We start from the raw sequence: 21,788 nt of genomic DNA on the forward strand, positions 1-21,788 counted from the left end.
AGCGGTCCTATCGAACCAGCCGGGAGCGCAGGCGTTGCGCCCACGAGTAGAGGACGGCATTCCTCTTGATCGCCCTTTTCAGGCCGCCGATGGCTGCAAGGGTTGGCCGCATCAGGTGACCCTTCCATGACAGCGGCAGGAGAACATCGTACAGGATCGTGTCCTGCGTGCACCAACTGCGCTTGTATGGCTGGTCTCCCAGGCCGAAGTCGAACACTGCCGCACCTTCCCCGCAGGCCTGCTCAATCATCAGCCAGAAGAGAAGCTCACCCGGACTTGCGTCCGGGCAAAGCTTGTCGTCGATTGAACCGAACTGGCAAAGGACGTGGTCTCCCTTGCGGGACAATCCGCTGATGGCGACGATGCTACGCTCCTCGTCTGCCAGCCGCAGTGCGTGCAGTTTTAGGGGATAGTCGCGGGCTCCGACGGACCTGTCGATCAGCTCATGGAAGAAGCGACGGACCTGTGGCGGACGAAAGACGTCAGGCAGGCCGGCGGCCGCCAGCCGTTCCGACTTCTGATCGAAGAAGAGATCGAGCAGGGCGTGCTGTTCACTCGCCTCGTCGGGGCAGTAGTGCTGGAAACCGCCGAGGGCTTCGAGCCGCCGGCACTGTTGCCTGTACCGTTTGCGTCGGGTTTTCGCGTTCAACTGCGCGATCGTTTCGTCCATGCTTGCCTTGAGGGGGAGCTGGAAGGAACGGTCTGGGTGTTCGGATGTCATCCAAGCGTGAAACGGACTTTTTGCCCCCGCAAGTGAAAGGGGCATGGTATCGAGAACGAGGAGATCGGCCTGCGGCGCCAGAGCCTTGCGCAGAGCCTCGACCAGCCGGCTCGAAGCCTTGGGATCGAGCGGCAGGAAATCTGCGCTGGTCAGGCTGCTGTTGACATTGTTGAACCTCTCGCCCGGAAACCGACCAATGCGCAGTCCGTAGTCGGTTGTCAGTTCGAGCGGCAGCAGCATGACAGTTCGCCCTTCGGCGCGACCACGAACAATCAGCGGCGTCCGCTGCTCCGCCTGCCACCACGTACAACACCAGTCGAACCCCTGGTGGAGTGAATTATGCGGCAGACGTGCAAGCTCCCGCCATTCGGCTTCCACCAGTTCCGGTGCATCCAGGATATCGAATGCCATTGAACACACGTCGAATGGCGCAGGCGACCAATCGACCGGCGGCTTCTGAACATGGCCCTGGAGGTCCTGACGCAACATTTCGCCACTCGGTTATGACGGATGCGATGATAGTCAGCCTTACTTTCAGCGGAGTATACAAAGCCTTCCAGCCTGGGAAACTTACGGAGCTTGGTTAACTCCCACCAAATGAGCGCTCAATCGTTCTTCCTGACCCGGCCTGCCATCCATTTGATGATGAGCATCGCCGGCAGGATCCACAACAGGCCGGAAAACAGGAAGTAGAGCAGGTGGACCCACCAGGGGTAGTTGGCGAGCGTCAAGGTAGCGATCGTTGTCGCAACGAGGGCATAGATGATCACCAGGAAGATGATCAGGATCGTTCCGATGAAACTCCGCAGCCTTGGCGGCATGATCTTCTCCTGAGGTCGGCGCATGGCACGCCCGCGACGGCATGCCGCAAAGCGCCGGGGCTTGTTTTGCATGGGTGCATGGGGCAAATCAACGGCTTTGATCGAGGCATTTCGACTGCCTTGCCATTCCCTGGAGCGATGATGTCAGCGGCCGACGTAACAGCAGTGGAAATCCATGGACGCACGCAGAAGCGCGACCGCGACCGCAAGATGGTGCGCATCTGGCTCGGCGTCGTGATCTTCACGCTGCTCTGTCTCGTCATCGTCGGCGGCGCGACGCGGCTGACTGGTTCCGGCCTCTCGATTACCGAATGGAAGCCGATCCATGGGGTGGTCCCGCCGCTATCTGTTGAGGAGTGGCAGGAGGAATTCGAACTCTACAAGCGCATTCCGCAATACCAGAAAATCAACAAGGGGATGTCGCTCGAAGAGTTCAAGACGATATTCTGGTGGGAATGGGCGCACCGGTTCCTTGCGCGCGGGATCGGCCTGATCTTCGCCCTGCCGCTTGCCTTCTTCTGGCTGACGGGGCGGATTGAGCCTCGTATTCGTCGGCCGCTGGTGGGGCTTCTGGCGCTTGGGGGCTTCCAGGGCTTCATCGGCTGGTGGATGGTGTCGTCGGGACTGAGCAAGCTCACAAGCGTTTCGCAGTACCGGCTGGCGGTCCATCTTACCATCGCCTGCCTGATCTTCGCCGCCTGCGTCTGGATCATGAGAGGACTGGCGCCCCACAGCGACGTTCGCGCGCCCGCTGGGCGCGGCAGGGCCGGAGCCATAGCGGTTGCCGTGCTCTGCATCATCCAGATCTATCTCGGCGCTCTGGTGGCTGGACTGGATGCCGGACTTACCTACAACACCTGGCCTCTGATGGATGGCGCTCTCGTCCCGGGCGGGCTGTTCATCCAGGAGCCCTGGTGGATCAATCTGTTCGAAAATCCCAAGACCGTGCAGTTCGTCCATCGTGTGGGCGCCTACACGCTGCTTCTGGTCGCTGTCTGGCACATGGTGACGATGCTGGCGGATGCGCCCCGATCGACCCACGCGCGTCGTTCCGTGGTACTACTCGGCCTGATCCTGCTCCAGGCGGGTGTCGGCATCATGACCCTGCTGACGCAGGTCCACCTCCATACGGCGCTGCTGCACCAGGGCATGGCGTTCATCGTGCTTGGCTTTGCGGTCGCCCACTGGCGGGGCTTCCTTGGAGAGTATCCGCGCGAGGTGAGGGTGGAAGTGCGGAACTGAAGCTAAAAAGGCCGCGGAAGCGGCCTTTTTCGAATTCCGTTCCGCAGGCGTCACGCGGAGAGCATGATGTCCATGTTCTGGACCGCCGCGCCCGAGGCGCCCTTGCCGAGGTTGTCCAGCACGGCCACAAGGTTGACGTGATCGCCACCGGTGCTGCCGAACACGAAGAGCTTCATCGTATCCTGGCCGGCCAGTTCCTCGGCGTCGATGCGGGAGATCGACTTCATCTCCTCCAGCCCCACCACCTCGACAACGTCCTGGCCGGAATAGTGGGCGACCAGAGCCTTGTGGACGCTCTCCCGCGTGAAGCCGTTCTTGAGATCCTCCAGGAAGAGGGGGACCTGGACGATCATTCCCTGCGGGAAACGTCCGACGGATGGCGAGAACACAGGTGCCCGGTCGAGCATGCCGTGCACAGTCATTTCCGGCACATGCTTGTGCTTCAGGTTGAGGCCGTAGAGGAAGTGGTTAGCGGTGATGGCATCCTCGCGGCTTGCATCCTCCATCTGGGCGATCATCTGCTTGCCGCCGCCGGTATAACCGGACACCGCATTGACAGTGACCGGGTAGCCGTCGGGGATGATGCCGGAGGCCCGCAGCGGCCGGATCAACCCGATAGCGCCGGTAGGGTAGCAGCCCGGATTGGCGACGAAGCGTGCATCGCGGATCTTCGCCGCCTGAGCCTTGTCCATTTCGGCGAAACCATAGGCCCAGGCGGGATCCACCCGATAGGCGGTCGAGGTGTCGATCACCCGCACATGATTGTTGCCGGAGAGCATGCCGATCGCTTCGCGCGAAGCATCATCGGGCAGGCAGAGGATAGCGATGTCGGCGCTGTTCAGCAGGTCCTCGCGCATCGCCGCATTGCGCCGCTCAGCCTCCGGAATCGATAGAAGCTCCACGTCGCGGCGGGCTGCCAGGCGCGTGCGGATCTGCAGGCCTGTTGTGCCATGTTCGCCGTCGATGAAGATCTTCGCCATCTTGTCAGTCCTGTCTGTTCAGTCGCCCTGCGGCCAAATACTGTGCGCGCTTCCGCCGGCTGTTTCAACGCCCTTCGGCAAGCCGCTCGGCCCGAAGCCCGAGCATATACATGGCGACCGTTGCCCCAGCAATGGCGGTGACATCGGCGTGGTCATAGGCGGGTGCGACTTCCACGACGTCGGCTCCGCGGAGATCGAGCCCCTGCAACCTGCGCAGCACCGACAGCACCTTCGCGCTTGACGGCCCGCCTGCGACCGGCGTCCCGGTCCCGGGAGCGAAAGCCGGATCGAGGCAGTCGATATCAAAGGTGAGATAGGCCGGGGCGGCCTGGGTATGCCCCAGGATGGTCTCGGCGATCTCGCCTGCCGTCATGTCTTCCACCTCATGACCGTAGACGATGCGGATACCGCAATCTTCCGGCGCATGGGTGCGTATGCCGATCTGGATCGAGCGGCTGGTATCGATCAGGCCTTCCCGGGCGGCTCGGGCGACGAAGGAGCCGTGGTCTATACGGCGGTTGTCGTCGAACCAGGTGTCCTGGTGGGCGTCGAACTGGACGAGTGCCAGCGGCCCATGCCGCGCGACATGCGCCTTCAGGAGCGGCCAGGTGATGTAGTGGTCGCCCCCGAGCGTCAGCAGGAAGGCGCCGCCGGCAATCAGGCGCGCAGCCTCGCGCTCGATGGTCGCGGGTGTGTCCTGATGGTTGCCGTAGTCGAGCAGGCAATCCCCATAATCCACCACCGCCATCTCTGCGAAGAGGTCGCGGTCGAAAGGATACTGCGGGTCGTTGTCGAAGATCGCGGAGGCGCGCCGGATCGCCTGCGGTCCGAAGCGGGCGCCGGGTCGGTTTGATGTGGCGGCGTCGAAGGGGATGCCCCAAACGACCACATCTGGGCCGCTCGTATCCTTGCTGAACCGCCGGCGCATGAAGGAGAGGGCGCCGGCATAGGTCGGATCGGTCGCGGCGGACGTCGGGCCCGTGGCGGTGAAGGCGTGGTCGATGGTCTTTCCGGGCATGACGCGCGAACCTGTTTGAGCGAGTTGGAGCGGGATCTTGAACGACAGATGCCAAAAGAAAAGGCGGAGCCGAAGCCCCGCCTTGTCTGTATTCCAAAATCCGGCTGCGATTAACGCTTGGAGAACTGGAACGAACGACGGGCCTTGGCCTTGCCGTACTTCTTGCGCTCGACGACGCGGCTGTCGCGGGTCAGGAAGCCACCCTTCTTGAGGACCGAGCGAAGGCCCGGCTCAAAGTAGGTCAGCGCCTTGGAGACACCGTGACGGACTGCGCCGGCCTGGCCGGAAAGCCCACCGCCGGCAACCGTTGCGATGATGTCGAACTGGCCCGTGCGGGCAGCAGCAACGAGCGGCTGCTGCAGGATCATCTGCAGGACCGGACGCGCGAAGTAAGCGGAGTAGTCCTTGCCGTTGATGACGATCTTGCCGGAGCCAGCCTTCACCCAGACGCGGGCGACCGCGTTCTTGCGCTTGCCGGTCGCATAGGAGCGGCCCTGCGCGTCGACCTTGCGGACGTGAACCGGAGCCTGGCTTTCGGCCGCCGGAGCGAGATCCTTCAGAGAGGAGAGATCGGCCATTATCAGGCGCTCCTTACGTTCTTCTTGTTCAGCGATGCCACGTCGAGAGCGACAGGCTGCTGTGCTTCGTGGGGATGGTTGGAACCGGCATAGACGCGCAGGTTCTTCATCTGGCGACGGCCGAGCGGGCCGCGCGGGACCATGCGCTCGACAGCCTTCTCGACGACGCGCTCCGGGAAGCGGCCTTCGATAATGGCGCGTGCAGTGCGCTCCTTGATGCCGCCGGGATAGCCGGTGTGCCAGTAGTACTTCTTGTCGGTGTACTTCTTGCCGGTCAGGACGACCTTCTCGGCATTGATGATGATGACGTTGTCGCCGTCGTCAACATGGGGGGTGTACGTGGCCTTGTGCTTGCCGCGCAGGCGGTTGGCGACGATGGTGGCGAGGCGACCGACGACGAGCCCTTCGGCGTCGATGATCACCCACTTCTTCTCCACCTCTGCAGGCTTCTGAACGAAAGTAGACATTGTGTATCTTTCCGCTGGATCCCCATGCTCGAAAGCGGGGACGTTTCTTGTTGCTTGAATTCGGCGGCGAGGCGCCAAAAAGAATGCCGACCGGTGAGGGTCAGCAATCTGCAGTGCTTATACCGGTGGCCGTTTTTACCGTCAAGAATGCATGGTCGGACAGCGCAAAAAATTAAGAAGAAAAATCAAGCTGTTATCTATGTGGTTTTTGGATACCACAATCTATCGAGGCGGGATGGAGTAGGTGGCGGTCGCCTGGCAGACCGGCTCTTCCGCTTTTCCTTGCGTCACTACGGTATCGATGACCGCCAGCCGCTTACCGAGCTTTAGCACGCGGCAGTCGCAAAAGAGCGGGGCCAGCTTCGGCTTGCGCAGGAAGTTGATGTTGAGGCTGGTGGTGACCGCGAGGGCCACAGGACCCACATGTGCAAGGATTGCCGCGTAGGCGGCAACATCCGCCAGCATGAACATGGCGGGCCCGGAAATTGTCGCGCCCGGTCGCAGATGACGGTCCGCCGGATCGAAGCGCATGGTCAGGCCCGCGGGACGGACGTCCGTGATCTCGAGCACGCGGCCATCCATGTGAATCTGTGGAAACTCCCGGTCCAGAAAATCGTGAATCTCGTCCAATGTCATGACCGGCTGCATGCATTACCCCGCCTGTTCGTGGTTCAAGGCACTTCTAGCAGTGATTGCCGAACTGGCCAGCCTCTCGTTTCGAACATAGGCGATTTCCGTGGAGGGGATGTATCGGGCGATATCGACCCTAAATCTAGATCGAGATGAACGAGCCCTGGAGGAACCGATGAACCACGACAATTATGATCCGGCCTACATCACCGATATCCTCAAGACGACGAAGACGGTCGCGCTGCTCGGCGCGTCACCCAACCCCGACCGGCCGAGCAACAGCGTCATGCGGTTCCTGCTGTCGAAGGGCTACCGCGTGTTTCCCGTCAATCCCGGGCAGGCCGGCAAGGAGATCCACGGGCAGAAGGTCTATGGCAAGCTTGCCGACATTCCGGAACCCGTCGATATGGTGGATGTCTTCCGCGCCGCCGAATACCTGGACGGCGTCGTCGAGGAGGCGCTCGCCCTGCCGCAGAAGCCCAGTGTGATCTGGGGGCAGTTGAGCGTGCGGGACGATGCCGCCGCAGCCAAGGCGGAGGCCGCCGGCGTGAAGGTCGTCATGGATCGATGCCCGGCGATCGAGTATCCGCGGCTGGTGGGCTGACGCCTCAAGCGATCAGCAGCTCTGGTTCCGCGCGCATGCCGTTCAGGTGTTCGGCGTTACCGCAATAGTGGACATATTCCTGATCGGCAGCGTGACGAGCCAGGTCCCTTCGGCAGCGGTCCTTGGACGTGCAGGCGGAACAGGTGATCTGCATGTCGCGGAACTGGAAGGCATGCGCATGGGCTGCCTCGTCGGGGTCGATGTTGAGCGCCGTCATCAGTGCGATCATCTCATCGGCCGCGTGTGGTCCCGCCTTTGCCAGTTGCAGCAACTGGTCTGGCGTCACGCAGCAATCGCGGGCGATTTCTCGCAGGGCCTGGTCATCCAGGCTGCCGATGACGTCTCCCTCGACTGTGGCCTCCCAAGCCTTTGCGCACCAGTTCAGCAGGCGCGAGGCAAGCGTCCCGGATGAATGTGCTACCGTTTGCATGACTGACTCCTCTCTTCTTTTTTCAAGGCTAGCGCCAAGGGATGGAATTTCCTTGATCGGGATCAACCAAAACGCTTTGTTGTGGCCCGATGAATTCCGCAGGAGGAGGACGACATGACCAAGCAAAATCCCGGCTTCGCAACGCTGGCCGTTCACGCGGGCGCCCAGCCCGACCCGACCACCGGGGCCAGGGCGACGCCCATCTACCAGACGACCTCCTTCGTCTTTAATGATGCGGATCATGCGGCGGCTCTCTTCGGTCTGCAGCAGTTCGGCAATATCTACACCCGCATCATGAATCCGACGCAGGCGGTCCTGGAGGAGCGTGTTGCGGCACTGGAAGGCGGTACGGCCGCACTGGCCGTGGCGTCCGGACACGCAGCGCAGATGCTCGTCTTCCACACGATCATGAAGCCCGGCGACAACTTCATCGCTGCCCGCAAGCTCTATGGCGGCTCGATCAACCAGTTCGGCCATGCATTCAAGAATTTTGGATGGGAGGTGCGCTGGGCCGATCCTGCTGATCCGGAGAGCTTTGCGAGCCTGGTCGACGAGCGCACCAAGGGCGTCTTCATCGAAAGCCTCGCCAATCCGGGCGGTACCTTCGTCGATATTGCGGCCATCGCCGATGTCGCGCACCGCCACGGCTTGCCGCTGATAGTCGATAACACGATGGCCAGCCCCTATCTCCTTCGTCCGCTGGAGCACGGCGCGGATCTCGTCATCCACTCGCTCACCAAATTCCTTGGCGGCCACGGCAATTCAATGGGCGGCATCATAGTCGACGGCGGCACCTTCGACTGGTCGGCATCCGGCAAGTATCCGATGCTCTCGGAACCGCGGCCGGAATATGCCGGCGTCGTGCTGCACCAGACCTTTGGCAATATCGCCTTCGCGATCGCCTGCCGGGTGCTGGGCCTTCGCGACCTCGGCGCGGCCATTTCGCCCTTCAACGCCTTCATGATCCTGACCGGTATAGAGACGCTTCCGCTGCGCATGCAGCGCCATTGCGACAATGCTTTGGCGGTCGCCAAATGGCTGAAGGGACACGACAAGGTCGCGTGGGTGAACTATGCCGGTCTGGACGACGATCCCAACAACGCCCTTCAGCGTCGCTATTCGCCAAAGGGTGCGGGTGCCGTGTTCACGTTCGGGCTGAAGGGGGGCTACGACGCGGGCAAGGCCTTCGTGGAGGGCCTGCAGATGTTCTCGCATCTCGCCAACATCGGAGACACCCGCTCGCTCGTCATCCATCCGGCCTCGACCACGCACCGCCAGCTTTCGGAAGAACAGCAAGTCGCCGCAGGTGCCGGCCCGGACGTGGTGCGCCTGTCGATCGGCATCGAGGACCAGTCGGACATCATCGCCGACCTCGAGCAGTCTCTCGCGAAGATCTGAGCCATGTCCGCCGCGCTCCGCTTCGACCTGTCTTCGATCAAGCCGGAGGAGGGCGCGCCGGCGCCCGACCGGCTGATCTCGGGTGATCCGAGGTTCCGGACCTGGAATCTTGAGGAGGCGGAGGGCGGCCTTTATGCCGGCGTCTGGGAATCGACGCCGGGCAAGTGGCGGATCACCTACGAGGAGTGGGAGTATTTCCACATCCTCGAGGGATATTCGATCGTTACGGAGGAAGGAGGGGAAGCCTTCCACCTCCGGGCGGGCGATCGCCTCGTTCTCAGACCCGGCTTCAAGGGAAGCTGGGAAGTCGTTGAAACGACTCGCAAGGACTATGTGATCAGGCTCTGATCACCACGCCAGATCAAGCCGATCCAGGCCGTGGAAGTGATAGACATCCTTTACGCGCGGCGTCTCGACCGTCCTGAGGCCGGGAAGGCGGCGGAAGAGGATCGGCAGCACCGTATTGAGCTCCAGCCGGGCGAGCGGCGCACCGATGCAGAAATGGATGCCGGCGCCGAAGGAGAGGTTGGGAGCCTCCTGCCGCTCCGGGTTGAAGACCAGCGGCTCGGCGAACTTGTTCGGATCGAGATTGGCGGCGGCGAGAATGAGGCTCACCTTGTCCCCGCGCTTGAGGAAAACGCCGTCCACCTCGACGTCCTCCAGAGCCCAGCGCTGGAAGATGTGGACGGGAGCGCAGATACGCAGCGTTTCCTCGACCGTCCGCTCCGTCGCCGCCTCATCACGAAACATCTCCGCAGGTGGAAGGCCGCTCTCCAGGATGACGCGCACGGAATTCCCGATCTGGTGGACGGTTGCCTCGTGGCCGGCATTGAGGAGCACGATCGTCGTGGAGACCAGTTCGTCCTCGCTCAGATATTGCCCCTTGTGCTCCGTATGGATCATGTGGCTCAGCAGATCGTCGCGCGGGGCGTTCCGGCGCGCTGCAATCAGCGTGTTCACGTAGTCGGCGAACTCCCGCGCCGAGCGGTCGGCAGCAAGCTCGTCCTCGCGGGTCCGCTTGAACATGTACATGCCGACATAGTCGTGGCTCCATTTGAGGAGCTGCGGACCCATCTCGACGGGAATGCCGATCATCCGCGCGATCATCGTCACGGGAATGATGTCGGCAAAGGAGGAAAGCAGTTCAGTCTTTCCGTCCTTCTCGAACCCGTCGATCAGTTGCTCCGCCAGCGCGGCGATCTCCGGCCGTAGCCGCTCGATGTGACGCGACACGAAGGCCCGGTTCACCAGCGTCCGGAGCCGCGTATGCTCCGGCGGCTCGATCTCGAGCAGCGAATGGCGCTCGGCAAGGTCGAAGTTCGCCAGATGCGGCTGCGGTTCCGGCAGCCCCAGTTCCTCGCGGCTGGCAATGTGGAGTATCTGCCGTCCGAACCGACGGTCGCGGAGCAGTGCGTTGACGTGGTCATAGCCGGTAAAGAACCACTGCCTCTGCTCCTCCCAATAGAAGGTCGGGCAGTGCTCGTGAAGTGCGGCATAGACACGGTTCGGGTCGCCGTAGAAAGTTGGGTTCCGCCCATTGAGCGAGACGCGGCGGGTGGTGGGATCGATGTGGAGGAAGGAGGACATATCGGTCATGGCCAGAGGCCTACCGCAATCTAGCAACCTCCGAAAGAGCCTCCGACTACTCCCCGAGTGCCACGCCCTCGCGCCTTGGGTCGGCACTGCCGGCAAGGCCGCCCGGCGTCAGCTCGATCACGTGGAGACCGGAGGTCATGTCGCCGAGCTTCACCTCGTAGCCCAGTGTCTTGAGCGGTTCGGCCATCTCTTCCGCCCAGGTGCCGGCCTCCAGGTCGTAGGTACCGAAGCGGTTGACGAGATGCGGCATGGCGACGATCTCCTCGACCGGCATCTGCCAGTCTATGTAGGCAATGAGAGCCTGGGCCACATAGCCGATGATCTGGCTGCCGCCGGGCGAGCCGATGGCGAGAAGCGGCTTGCCGTCCTTCATCACGATCGTCGGCGACATGGACGAGCGCGGCCGTTTCCCAGGCTCCACACGGTTGGCGACCGGTACTCCGGCATTGTGGGTCCTGAAGGAGAAGTCGGTCAGCTCATTGTTGAGCAGGAAGCCATTGGTCATCAGCCGCGAGCCGAAGCCATTCTCGATCGTGGTCGTCATGGAGACGACGTTGCCGTCCGCGTCGACGATGGAAAAATGGCTGGTCGAAGGCAGTTCGATCGCGTCCCCATCGCTAAAGAGAAGCGCGTGATCCCATTCCGGCTCCCCGGCCTTGACGGCATCTGAAGCAAGCGCCCTGTCGGCGTCCAGCAGGGACGCTCGTTCCGCCAGATACTCCTTCGAAAGCAGGCCCTTGATCGGCGCCGGCACGAAATCGGTATCGGCGAGGTAACGCTCGCGATCGGCGAAGGAGAGCCGCTGTGCGTCGCCGATCAGCCGCCAGCTTTCCGGGTTGCGCGGGCCAAGGTTGCGGAGGTCGAAGTTCTCCAGAACACCCAGCATCTGCCCTACGGCGATGCCGCCCGAGGAGGGCGGTCCCATGCCGCAGATGTCGAGCGCTCTGTAGGTGATGCAGACGGCTTCGCGCTCCTTGATACGATAGTTTGCCAGATCCGAGAGCGAGAGGACGCCCGGGTTGCCCGTCGCCTCCCTTACCGTCTTGACGATTGCTTCGGCAATGGCGCCCTCGTAGAACGCTTCTGCGCCGCCGGCGGCGATCGCCCTCAATGTCTCGGCGTAGGGCTCGTTCTTCAGGACACTGCCGACCTTCAGCGGTGCGCCGGCCTCGTCGAAGAAGTAGCTCGTGGTGCTCTCATGGGTCTTCAGCTTGTCGCCTTCGGCTGCGACGAGCGAGGCCAGGCGGGGGGAGACCTCGAACCCCTCGGAGGCCAGTTTGATGGCCGGGTCGAGCAGCCCGGACCACTCGGAGGTGCCAAGCCGCGAATGAACCTCGTGCATCAGCTTGACTGTGCCCGGTGTGCCTACGGACCGTCCCCCGACCACGGCATCCATGAATTTCAGCGGCTGTCCTTGATCGTCCAGGAAGAGCTCCGGTGTCGCCTCCATCGGGGCCGTCTCTCGCCCGTCGAACGTGGTGATCTTGCCGGATGATGCGTCGTAGTAGACGAGGAAGGCACCGCCACCGAGGCCGGAGCTCTGCGGCTCCACAAGGCCCAGCACCGTCTGCACGGCGACCATGGCGTCAATTGCGTTTCCGCCATCAGCCAGTACGTCTCGCCCGGCTTCTGCAGCGAGAGGGTTGGCGGCGGCGACCATGAACCGCTTTGCCTCCGCCCGTTCGGCTGTCGCCGTTCGCGTAGCCGCCTCTGGTGCAAGGGCGTCGGACGCCTGTTGCGCGGAAGGTGAACTGGTTGTGAGGAGAAGGCTCAGAATGATGCCTGATAGGCGAAGTGACTGCATGTCGTGCTCCCGCCGTTGGCCATCGATGGCGATCGCTGGCTACCCGCATGTCCTGGGAGGATGTGGGGCCTGAACCGATGACGGCAAGAGGTGACGTGCTATCAGGATGTCGCCACCGCACTCAGTCGCCTGAGCGTCGCGACCTGTTCGCTCGCGTGGATCTCGAGCGCCATCTCATGCCTGGTAAGCATTGCCGCCGAGGGAATGATCGTTGCCGCGTTGCCTTGCTCCACCGCCGTGCAGTTTCTGCCCGCCGCTTTTGCAGCGTAGAGAGCGCGATCTGCTGCGCTGAGAAGGTGGTCGAGATCTGCCTCGGCTGCCGGCTTCAGTGCGATGCCCACGCTGACCGTGACGCCGAAGCGATGCTCGCCTGCAGAGAGTGTCTGAAGCCCAAGCGTCATCCGAAGCCCTTCGGCAATGCTGGCTGCCTCCACCATGTCGGCCACCCGCAACACCGAGGCGAATTCTTCACCGCCCATGCGCCCGAAAGCGCCGCGGGGAGAAAGTGAAATCGAGGCAAGGCGGGAGAAGGCGACCAGAACGCCGTCGCCTGCCTGATGGCCGTAGCGGTCGTTGATCTGTTTGAAATTGTCGATATCGAAATGCAGGAGGGCGACAAGGGGCTTGTCCGGGACGACGGCCGAACACCGCGTCTGGAACTCGTCGATCAGGCCCCGTCGATTGAGGATGCCGGTCAGCGGATCTGTCGACGCAAGCGCCTTCAGCCGTTCTTCGGATCGCTCGGTCATCATCTGTGCTCCTGTCAGCACTGCGGCGACGAAGCAGAAAGCGCCGGGAAGCAGCACAAAGGCAGGCGAGGGCATGGTCGAGAAGGACGTCGCGACCGACAGTGCGGCCATGGCCGCATTCGTAAGGCTGGAGGCGATGTGGATGCCGAGAACGCCAGCCAGCAGCCGTCTCGCCCAGGTGCGCCCGCTACGGATGTGCAGGACGATGGCGATGAACATGGCAAAGCCGATGCTGGCAGCGACGTTGTAGAGGATGACCCTGGCGCTGAAGTCTTCGCGGATGAAGGGAAGAAGCATCCCACCGACCCAGATCAGGGCAGGAACGGCGATATAGGGGTCTATCCGTTTCCCATCGAACTGTTGCATGCCGCCGATCAGCAGCCCGATCGACGCGAGCAGCATTGTGTTGGCGATCTCGACCGACAGGAATGTCGCGATCTGTCCGCGCAGGCCCACCAGCAACAGTCCGCCGGCGAGGAGGGCAAAGGCGAAGCTCCAGCTCAACTTGAACATCTGGCTGCGGTCACGCATCCACCATACGAAGAGAAGGAGGCTCAGCGTCGTTGCCTGCGCTGCCCAAACGACCAGACCGGTCAAGATGTCCATCTCCAGATCCCTCTTCAGCCTCTGTGCTGCCAGCTATAGCCGCCACTGTTTAAGGACGTGTTGCCGAAGCCTCGATCGGGCACATTGTGCGTTCAGGTTCAGTTTACCACGTTCCGGGACAAAGCTGTGGTAGGCGCTCGCCGCGTGCCGTCGGACCGCCATCGAGCCGCAAGATCGGTTACAAGGCACACAGCCCGGATGGTTAAGGATAACGCCGCCGCCGTCTTGAAGTGCCCGGTGTTGACACTCTATGTAGGGGTTGACCTATTCCATCTGATTCTGGGGCTTCCCCCTCCGGAAAAGCGTGACAAAGGACTGACATGAGAAATCCCGTCGATACTGCCATGGCTCTGGTGCCGATGGTCGTCGAGCAGACCAATCGCGGCGAGCGGTCGTACGACATCTACTCGCGGCTCCTGAAGGAACGCATCATCTTCCTGACGGGGCCGGTGGAAGATCACATGGCGTCCCTGGTTTGTGCCCAGCTTCTCTTTCTCGAGGCGGAGAACCCCAAGAAGGAGATCGCCCTCTATATCAACTCGCCGGGTGGCGTCGTGACTGCCGGCATGGCGATCTACGACACCATGCAATTCATCAGACCCGCCGTCTCGACCCTGTGCATCGGTCAGGCTGCGTCCATGGGCTCGCTGCTGCTTGCAGCCGGTGAGAAAGGCATGCGGTTTGCGACTCCGAACTCCCGTATCATGGTCCACCAGCCTTCGGGTGGCTTCCAGGGGCAGGCATCGGACATCGAACGCCATGCTCGTGACATATTGAAAATGAAGAGACGCCTCAACGAGGTCTACGAGAAGCATACCGGGCGGACCTACGAGGAAGTCGAAAAGACGCTCGATCGCGACCACTTCATGGATGCTGATGAGGCCAAGGAGTGGGGCGTGATCGACAAGATCCTTACCTCGCGCCAGGAACTCGAAGGCGGTTCCGCGGATTGAGGTAATGCCGGCTTACCGGCGCTGTCACCCCTATGTTACAAAGGCAGGGGTTCCGCGGGCATCGGAAAGCGGTATTAGTACTTGTTAATGCTGTGTAGAGCTTTGCTGCATAGCATTCGTTGATGGGGCTTCGTTGCCGCCGAGAAGGAGATGCCTCCGGAACGGTAGAGTACCCCGGGCAAAGCCGGCACATCATACCGGGTGGTTCCGGTGCCGGCCAATGAGTGGACCGCTCCCGGCAACGGGAAGGCGGAGTGCTGGAAGGAAAGTGATATGAGCAAAGTCAGCGGCAGCAACGGCGGCGACTCCAAGAATACTCTGTATTGTTCGTTCTGCGGCAAGAGCCAGCACGAAGTCCGCAAGCTGATCGCCGGTCCGACGGTGTTCATCTGCGATGAGTGCGTCGAGCTCTGCATGGACATTATCCGGGAAGAGAACAAGTCTTCCATGGTGAAGTCGCGCGACGGCGTGCCGACACCGCAGGACATCATCAAGGTTCTCGACGAATACGTGATCGGCCAGCAGCAGGCGAAGCGCATCCTCTCGGTGGCGGTGCACAACCACTACAAGCGGTTGGCCCATGCCTCGAAGGGCGGTGAAGTCGAGCTCGCGAAATCAAACATCATGCTGGTCGGCCCGACCGGCTGCGGCAAGACCTATCTTGCCCAGACGCTTGCCCGGATCATCGACGTTCCCTTCACGATGGCCGACGCCACGACCCTAACGGAAGCCGGTTACGTTGGTGAGGATGTCGAGAACATCATCCTGAAGCTCCTGCAGGCTGCCGACTACAATGTCGAGCGCGCCCAGCGAGGCATCGTCTACATCGACGAAGTCGACAAGATCTCCCGGAAGTCCGACAACCCCTCGATCACCCGCGACGTATCGGGCGAGGGCGTCCAGCAGGCGCTTCTGAAGATCATGGAAGGCACGGTCGCCTCCGTTCCGCCGCAGGGCGGTCGCAAGCATCCGCAGCAGGAATTCCTGCAGGTGGACACGACCAACATCCTGTTCATCTGCGGTGGGGCCTTCGCCGGTCTCGACAAGATCATCTCCGCCCGTGGCGAGAAGACCTCGATCGGCTTCGGCGCGACGGTCAAGGCGGAAGACGATCGCCGCGTCGGCGAAGTCCTGCGCGAACTGGAGCCGGAAGATCTGGTCAAGTTTGGCCTCATCCCGGAATTCATCGGCCGTTTGCCGGTTCTGGCAACGCTCGAGGACCTGGACGAGGATGCGCTGATTCAGATCCTGTCGGAGCCGAAGAACGCGCTGGTGAAGCAGTATCAGCGCCTGTTCGAGATGGAGGACGTGGAACTCACCTTCCACGAGGACGCTCTGCGCGAGATTGCCCGCAGGGCCATCACCCGCAAGACCGGCGCCCGCGGACTTCGTTCGATCATGGAGAAGATCTTGCTCGACACCATGTTTGAACTGCCGGCGCTGGAAGGCGTCCGTGAAGTCGTCATTTCCGACGATGTCGTGAAGGGCAGTGCCCGTCCTCTCTACATCTATGCCGAGCGGCAGGAGGAAAAGGCGAACGTGTCCGCCTGAGAAGGCAGCGATTGTTTCAGAAGAGGCCCCTCGCGGGCCTCTTTTTCGTTCTGTAGCCCGTTTCACAGCCAGCGCCTTTTTGATCCTGCGCATTGTGCTTCGCTTGGATCCGTTTAGTCGCTATGAATGAGGTTTAGGAATCGGGCGAACCTGCTTGCACATGCGCGAACAGCTCCCGCGTTTCCCGCGTCCGGCGTAACCCGCGTCTCCATTGTCCCGGTGCCTTGCCAGCAGGGGGCGAACGGTGAACGAGGCTTGAAATCAACAGTCTCACTCTCCACTTTGGGCTCAAGTGGACGGCCCGGATAACAGGTCTGGGGACGAATCCCGGCAACGGGATATGAAAGGAAGAAGAATGACGAATCCAACGTCTTTGGCTCCCGGTGGCGAAACCTTCCCGGTCTTGCCCCTGCGCGACATCGTGGTTTTCCCGCATATGATCGTACCGCTCTTCGTGGGTCGCGAAAAATCCATTCGCGCGCTGGAAGAAGTAATGGGGTCGGACAAGCAGATCATGCTCGTCACGCAGATTAATGCCGGCGACGATGATCCCGAGCCTTCGGCAATCTACAAGATCGGCACGGTTGCCAATGTCCTGCAACTGCTGAAGCTCCCCGATGGTACCGTAAAGGTGCTCGTCGAAGGACGCGCCCGCGCGAAGATCGACAGCTATACCGACCGCGAGGAATTCTATGAGGCGAAGGCCGACATCCTGGCCGAGCCGGAAGAAGATGCCGTCGAGGTCGAGGCGCTGTCGCGTTCCGTGGTTTCCGAATTCGAGAACTACGTGAAGCTCAACAAGAAGATTTCGCCGGAAGTCGTTGGCGCCGCAAGCCAGATCGAGGACTACTCGAAGCTCGCCGATACGGTCGCATCGCACCTGTCGATCAAGATCACCGAGAAGCAGGAGATGCTCGAGACGGTCAGCGTCAAGGGTCGTCTCGAAAAGGCGCTCGGCTTCATGGAAGGCGAGATTTCGGTCCTGCAGGTGGAAAAGCGCATCCGCTCGCGCGTCAAGCGCCAGATGGAGAAGACCCAGCGCGAGTACTACCTCAACGAACAGATGAAGGCGATACAGAAGGAACTCGGCGACGGCGAGGATGGCCGTGACGAGATGGCCGAACTGGAAGAGCGCATTGCCAAGACGAAGCTTTCGAAGGAGGCCCGCGAAAAGGCGGATGCCGAAATGAAGAAGCTTCGCCAGATGAGCCCGATGTCGGCGGAAGCCACCGTCGTGCGCAACTATCTCGACTGGCTGCTCTCGATCCCGTGGAGCAAGAAGTCGAAGATCAAGACCGACCTGAACAACGCCGAGAAGATCCTGGAGCAGGATCACTTCGGGCTGGAGAAGGTCAAGGAACGTATCGTCGAATACCTGGCGGTGCAGGCCCGGGCCACGAAGATCAAGGGCCCGATCCTCTGCCTCGTAGGCCCTCCCGGCGTCGGCAAGACCTCGCTTGCCCAGTCGATTGCCAAGGCGACCGGTCGCGAATACGTGCGCATGGCGCTCGGTGGCGTCCGTGACGAAGCCGAGATCCGCGGTCACCGGCGCACCTATATCGGCTCGATGCCCGGCAAGGTCATCCAGTCGATGAAGAAGGCTAAGAAGTCGAACCCGCTCTTCCTCCTCGACGAGATCGACAAGCTCGGCCAAGACTACCGCGGCGATCCGTCGTCCGCGCTGCTCGAGGTGCTGGATCCGGCGCAGAACTCGACGTTCATGGACCACTATCTGGAAGTCGAATACGACCTTTCGGACGTGATGTTCATCACGACGGCGAACACGCTGAACATCCCGGCGCCGCTGATGGACCGCATGGAGATCATCCGCATCGCCGGCTATACCGAGGAGGAAAAGCTGGAGATCGCCAAGCGTCACCTTCTGCCGAAGGCGATCAAGGAGCATGCGCTGCAGCCGAACGAATTCTCGGTCTCCGACGATGCGCTGATGGCTGTGATCCAGCAGTACACCCGTGAAGCGGGCGTGCGTAACTTCGAACGCGAACTGATGAAGCTCGCCCGCAAGGCGGTGACCGAGATCATCAAGGGCAAGACGAAGACCGTCGACGTCACAGCGGCCAACATCCACGATTACCTGGGTGTACCGCGCTTCCGCCACGGTGAAGCCGAACGTGAGGATCAGGTCGGTGTCGTGACAGGCTTGGCCTGGACCGAGGTCGGCGGCGAACTGCTGACGATCGAAGGCGTGATGATGCCTGGCAAGGGCCGCATGACGGTGACTGGCAACCTGCGTGACGTGATGAAGGAATCGATATCGGCTGCGGCATCCTATGTCCGCTCCCGCGCTGTCGATTTCGGCATCGAGCCGCCGCGCTTCGACAAGTCGGACATCCACGTGCACGTGCCGGAAGGCGCAACGCCCAAGGATGGTCCTTCTGCCGGTGTTGCCATGGCGACGGCGATCGTGTCGATCATGACTGGCATCCCGGTCGACAAGAACGTAGCCATGACGGGTGAGATTACCCTGCGCGGACGCGTCCTGCCGATCGGCGGCCTCAAGGAGAAGCTGCTTGCAGCCCTTCGTGGCGGCATCAAGAAGGTTCTGATCCCGGAAGAGAACGCCAAGGACCTGGCCGACATTCCGGACAACGTGAAGAACAACATGGAGATCATCCCGGTTTCCAGGATGGGCGAGGTGATCGAGCACGCGCTCCTTCGCAAGCCCGAGCCGATCGAATGGGATGGTTCCATCGAGACGCCGGTGATCGCAACCGTAGAGGGTGTCGACGACACCGGCACCTCGATCGCCCACTAGGCTTATGCCAAATTGGCACGCTTACTGAAAAAAGCCGGCTTCCAGCCGGCTTTTTTGGTGAAAATGAAGCGTTGCCCCTTGTTTTTCAGGCTATGGCGAGGCTTGTGGCTTGCGAAGGCCTGACGGGTATTTAATGTCGGGCCGGATAACTTGAGTCGTTTCAATACCATTTGAAAGGGGTGGAAACATGAACAAGACTGAGCTCGTTACGGCTGTTGCCGAAAAGGCTGGCCTCTCCAAGGCTGACGCAGCTTCGGCAGTTGACGCTGTATTTGACACCGTTCAGGCCGAACTGAAGAACGGCGGCGATATCCGTCTGGCCGGTTTCGGCAGCTTCTCCGTTTCTCGTCGCGAGGCCTCGAAGGGCCGTAACCCGTCGACGGGCGCCGAGGTGGACATCCCGGCCCGCAACGTGCCGAAGTTCTCAGCCGGCAAGGGCCTGAAGGACGCCGTCAACGGCAAGTAAGCTGCTGCGTCACGTGAATTCTCGAGGCCCGGCTTGCCGGGCCTTTTTTCGTTTGTCGAAGGCTCTCTTAGAAGCTCCTAAGGTGTTCCGCCTGTCATCTGCCTGTCATGCAGGTGCCGCAAAAGCGCCCTGTTCCATCATGGACAGGAGGGCTTCCCATGAAAACTACTGCGACCGCCGCGCTTGCAGCGGCCTTGCTCGCCTCCGCTGCTTTTCCAGTAGCGGCCGAGCCGGTCTTTAATCGCATCGCAACCTTCCCTGTCGCCAGCAATATGGGCGAAGGTGAAGAGAAGGCGACTTCCTCGGAGATCATCACCGCCACACCGGACGGCAACACGCTCATCTACTCCGATGCGCCGGGCGGCACGATCGGGTTCATCGACATCACCGATCCCAGGTCGCCGAAGGCCGGCGGCTCCATCGCGATCGACGGCGAGCCGAATTCGGTGGCGGCGGTTGGCGCGAAGGTACTGGTCACCATCGATCGCACCGAGGAAATGACGAAGCCTGCTGGCGAACTCGGCGTGGTCGATGTCGTTTCGAGAAAGCTGGAGAACACCTGCGATCTTGGCGGCCAGCCCGACTCGGTCGTCGTTTCTCCAGATGGAACCTTCGCCGCGATCGCGATCGAGAACCAGCGCGACGAGGAATTGAACGACGGAGCAATTCCGCAGCTGCCGGCTGGCGAATTGCTGATCCTCTCGCTGAACGACGGCACCCCCGCCTGCGACAGCATCAAGCGCGTCGATCTCACCGGATTGGCGACGGTCGCTCCGGAAGATCCTGAGCCGGAATTCGTCAACATCAATGCTGACGGCGAGATCGCCGTAACACTGCAGGAAAACAACCACATCGTCATCGTCGACAGCAGGACGGCAACGGTCAGCGGTCACTTCACCGCCGGTACGGTCGATCTCGACGGCATCGATACCAAGAGCGATGGCGCACTGGAGTTTACCGGCAGGATCGATGGCGTGCCGCGTGAGCCGGATTCGGTTAAGTGGCTGGGGACCGACCGTCTGGTCGTCGCCAATGAGGGCGACTACAAGGGCGGTTCGCGAGGCTTCACGATCTTCGACCGCTCCGGCAAGGTGCTCTATGACGCCGGTACCTCCCTGGAGCGCGAAGTCGCACGCCTCGGCCATTTCCCGGACAAGCGAGCCAAGAGCAAGGGCATAGAACCCGAAGGCATGGAAGCGGCCAAGTTCGGCGACCAGCAGTATTTCTTCGTCCTGCTGGAGCGTGCCTCCCTCATGGCGGTCTACAAGGATACAGGCGGCGAGCCGGAACTGGTGCAGCTTCTGCCGTCCGGCATTTCGCCGGAAGGTGCTGTCGCCATCCCGGCCCGTAACCTGGTCGCCTCCGCCAACGAGGTTGATCTCGGCGAGGATGGCGGTGCCCGCTCGCACGTGATGATCTACGAACTGGCTGAAGCCGAGAACGCATACCCGACCATCGTGTCCAACGACGTCGACGGCACGCCCATCGGCTGGGGCGCGCTCTCCGGTCTCGTCGGCGATGCGGAGAAGGACGGGATCCTCTATGCCGTCAGCGACAGCGTCTATGGCATGCAGCCTTCCATCTTCACCATCGATGCCAGCAGGAAACCGGCCGAGATCACCGGTGTCACCCGCATCACGCGCGGCGGCCAGCCGGCCCAGAAGCTGGACATCGAAGGCATCGCGCTCGACGGGAAGGGCGGCTTCTGGCTCGCTTCCGAGGGTGACAGTGCCAAGTTCGTCGGCCACGGCATCTACAACGTCAATGCGATGGGCGAGATCAAGTCGGAGATTGCCTTGCCTGTCGAATTGCTTGCAGGCCAGACCCGGTTCGGGCTGGAAGGGATCACGACGATCGGCGAGGGCGACGAGCTGACACTCTGGATGGCCGTCCAGCGGGAATGGAAGGACGACGAGAAGGGCACCGTCAAGCTGCTTTCCTACAAGCCGTCGTCAAAGGAGTGGGGTGCTGTGCGTTATCCGCTCGAGAAGACGGAAGAAGGCTGGGTCGGCCTGTCGGAGATGACCGCCCATGGCGACCATGTCTACATCATCGAGCGCGACAACCTGATCGGCGACAAGGCGAAGCTCAAGAAGCTCTACCGCGTCGCCATCGCCGACCTGAAGCCGGCCAAGCTCGGCGAGGCGTTGCCGCTGGTTGCCAAGGAAGAAGTCCATGACTTCATTCCGGAGCTTAAGTCTGCGACCAGCGGATATGTCGTCGACAAACTTGAAGGCTTCGCCTTCGACAAGTCGGGCAAGGCTTTTGCCGTGACGGACAATGACGGTGTTGACGATTCTTCGGGTGAGACGCTGTTCTTCCCGGTGACCATTAATGCCATCAACTGAAGGCCGCGAATAACAGAAAAGGCCGGGCTTGCCGCCCGGCCTTTTTCCAT

20 protein-coding genes are annotated in these 21,788 nt (G+C 61.6%); 9 read left to right on the forward strand and 11 right to left on the reverse strand.

The window, feature by feature from the left end; genetic code table 11:
• Positions 1-7: 7 nt before the first annotated feature.
• Both FN060_RS04310 and FN060_RS04315 read right to left on the reverse strand, forming a co-directional pair.
• Entirely contained in the window at positions 8-1,132 is a 1,125-nt protein-coding gene (locus FN060_RS04310) for a GNAT family N-acetyltransferase (RefSeq protein WP_183949835.1), read from the reverse strand.
• Between the two features lie 194 nt (positions 1,133-1,326).
• Positions 1,327-1,542 carry a DUF2842 domain-containing protein gene (locus tag FN060_RS04315; RefSeq protein WP_142587009.1) on the reverse strand — a complete coding sequence of 72 codons (216 nt, stop codon included), beginning with the start codon at positions 1,540-1,542 and terminating at the stop codon, positions 1,327-1,329.
• Between the two features lie 141 nt (positions 1,543-1,683).
• On the opposite strand from FN060_RS04315, the gene FN060_RS04320 reads away from it, so the two are divergent.
• Positions 1,684-2,784, forward strand: a complete 1,101-nt coding sequence (locus FN060_RS04320; RefSeq protein ID WP_183949837.1) for a COX15/CtaA family protein — start codon at positions 1,684-1,686, stop codon at positions 2,782-2,784.
• Positions 2,785-2,834: 50 nt separating this feature from the next.
• Here the strand turns inward: FN060_RS04320 and argC are convergent, their stop codons facing one another.
• The 5 genes from argC to FN060_RS04345 form a co-directional block, all read right to left on the reverse strand.
• Positions 2,835-3,764, reverse strand: a complete 930-nt coding sequence (argC, locus tag FN060_RS04325) for an N-acetyl-gamma-glutamyl-phosphate reductase (protein WP_142587011.1) — start codon at positions 3,762-3,764, stop codon at positions 2,835-2,837.
• A gap of 64 nt (positions 3,765-3,828) precedes the next feature.
• Positions 3,829-4,782: an agmatinase gene (gene speB, locus FN060_RS04330; protein WP_142587012.1), complete on the reverse strand. Its 954-nt coding sequence runs from the start codon at positions 4,780-4,782 to the stop codon at positions 3,829-3,831.
• Between the two features lie 110 nt (positions 4,783-4,892).
• Positions 4,893-5,360, reverse strand: a complete 468-nt coding sequence (rpsI, locus tag FN060_RS04335) for a 30S ribosomal protein S9 (protein WP_052637887.1) — start codon at positions 5,358-5,360, stop codon at positions 4,893-4,895.
• A 2-nt stretch (positions 5,361-5,362) separates the two neighbouring features.
• The gene (gene rplM, locus FN060_RS04340; protein WP_142587013.1) at positions 5,363-5,827 is read right to left on the reverse strand and encodes a 50S ribosomal protein L13; all 465 of its coding nucleotides are present in this window, start codon (positions 5,825-5,827) and stop codon (positions 5,363-5,365) included.
• 222 nt (positions 5,828-6,049) lie between these two features.
• Positions 6,050-6,475 (reverse strand): PaaI family thioesterase, encoded by a 426-nt coding sequence (locus FN060_RS04345; RefSeq protein WP_142587014.1) that lies wholly within the window; start codon positions 6,473-6,475, stop codon positions 6,050-6,052.
• A gap of 157 nt (positions 6,476-6,632) precedes the next feature.
• On the opposite strand from FN060_RS04345, the gene FN060_RS04350 reads away from it, so the two are divergent.
• Entirely contained in the window at positions 6,633-7,061 is a 429-nt protein-coding gene (locus FN060_RS04350; protein WP_142587015.1) for a CoA-binding protein, read from the forward strand.
• 4 nt (positions 7,062-7,065) lie between these two features.
• On the opposite strand, the gene FN060_RS04355 is transcribed toward FN060_RS04350, so the two are convergent.
• On the reverse strand, positions 7,066-7,491 hold the full coding sequence (locus FN060_RS04355; protein ID WP_142587016.1) for a DUF6455 family protein: 426 nt from the start codon (positions 7,489-7,491) through the stop codon (positions 7,066-7,068).
• A gap of 114 nt (positions 7,492-7,605) precedes the next feature.
• On the opposite strand from FN060_RS04355, the gene FN060_RS04360 reads away from it, so the two are divergent.
• A complete protein-coding gene (locus FN060_RS04360; RefSeq protein ID WP_142587017.1) occupies positions 7,606-8,889 on the forward strand; it encodes an O-acetylhomoserine aminocarboxypropyltransferase in 1,284 nt (427 codons plus the stop codon).
• A 3-nt stretch (positions 8,890-8,892) separates the two neighbouring features.
• Complete coding sequence (locus FN060_RS04365) at positions 8,893-9,237, forward strand: cupin domain-containing protein (protein WP_077547157.1); 345 nt, start codon at positions 8,893-8,895, stop codon at positions 9,235-9,237.
• Here the strand turns inward: FN060_RS04365 and FN060_RS04370 are convergent, their stop codons facing one another.
• The 3 genes from FN060_RS04370 to FN060_RS04380 all read right to left on the reverse strand — a co-directional run bounded on the left by FN060_RS04370 (position 9,238) and on the right by FN060_RS04380 (position 13,644).
• Positions 9,238-10,485, reverse strand: a complete 1,248-nt coding sequence (locus tag FN060_RS04370; protein WP_142587018.1) for a cytochrome P450 — start codon at positions 10,483-10,485, stop codon at positions 9,238-9,240.
• 46 nt (positions 10,486-10,531) lie between these two features.
• Positions 10,532-12,289: a gamma-glutamyltransferase gene (ggt, locus tag FN060_RS04375; RefSeq protein ID WP_142587019.1), complete on the reverse strand. Its 1,758-nt coding sequence runs from the start codon at positions 12,287-12,289 to the stop codon at positions 10,532-10,534.
• A 101-nt stretch (positions 12,290-12,390) separates the two neighbouring features.
• Positions 12,391-13,644: a GGDEF domain-containing protein gene (locus tag FN060_RS04380; RefSeq protein WP_142587020.1), complete on the reverse strand. Its 1,254-nt coding sequence runs from the start codon at positions 13,642-13,644 to the stop codon at positions 12,391-12,393.
• Positions 13,645-13,964: 320 nt separating this feature from the next.
• Between FN060_RS04380 and clpP the strand changes: the two genes are divergently transcribed.
• The 5 genes from clpP to FN060_RS04405 all read left to right on the forward strand — a co-directional run bounded on the left by clpP (position 13,965) and on the right by FN060_RS04405 (position 21,738).
• Positions 13,965-14,597 (forward strand): ATP-dependent Clp endopeptidase proteolytic subunit ClpP, encoded by a 633-nt coding sequence (gene clpP, locus FN060_RS04385; RefSeq protein WP_077547161.1) that lies wholly within the window; start codon positions 13,965-13,967, stop codon positions 14,595-14,597.
• Between the two features lie 273 nt (positions 14,598-14,870).
• On the forward strand, positions 14,871-16,148 hold the full coding sequence (clpX, locus tag FN060_RS04390) for an ATP-dependent Clp protease ATP-binding subunit ClpX (RefSeq protein ID WP_142587021.1): 1,278 nt from the start codon (positions 14,871-14,873) through the stop codon (positions 16,146-16,148).
• A gap of 355 nt (positions 16,149-16,503) precedes the next feature.
• Positions 16,504-18,924 (forward strand): endopeptidase La, encoded by a 2,421-nt coding sequence (gene lon / locus FN060_RS04395; protein ID WP_142587022.1) that lies wholly within the window; start codon positions 16,504-16,506, stop codon positions 18,922-18,924.
• A gap of 187 nt (positions 18,925-19,111) precedes the next feature.
• Entirely contained in the window at positions 19,112-19,390 is a 279-nt protein-coding gene (hupB, locus tag FN060_RS04400) for a DNA-binding protein HupB (RefSeq protein WP_052637900.1), read from the forward strand.
• Between the two features lie 158 nt (positions 19,391-19,548).
• Positions 19,549-21,738 (forward strand): esterase-like activity of phytase family protein, encoded by a 2,190-nt coding sequence (locus tag FN060_RS04405; protein ID WP_142587023.1) that lies wholly within the window; start codon positions 19,549-19,551, stop codon positions 21,736-21,738.
• Positions 21,739-21,788 lie beyond the last annotated feature (50 nt).

It is taken from the genome of Pseudorhizobium halotolerans, from assembly GCF_902153235.2.
Classification (GTDB): Bacteria; Pseudomonadota; Alphaproteobacteria; order Rhizobiales; family Rhizobiaceae; genus Neorhizobium; species Neorhizobium flavum.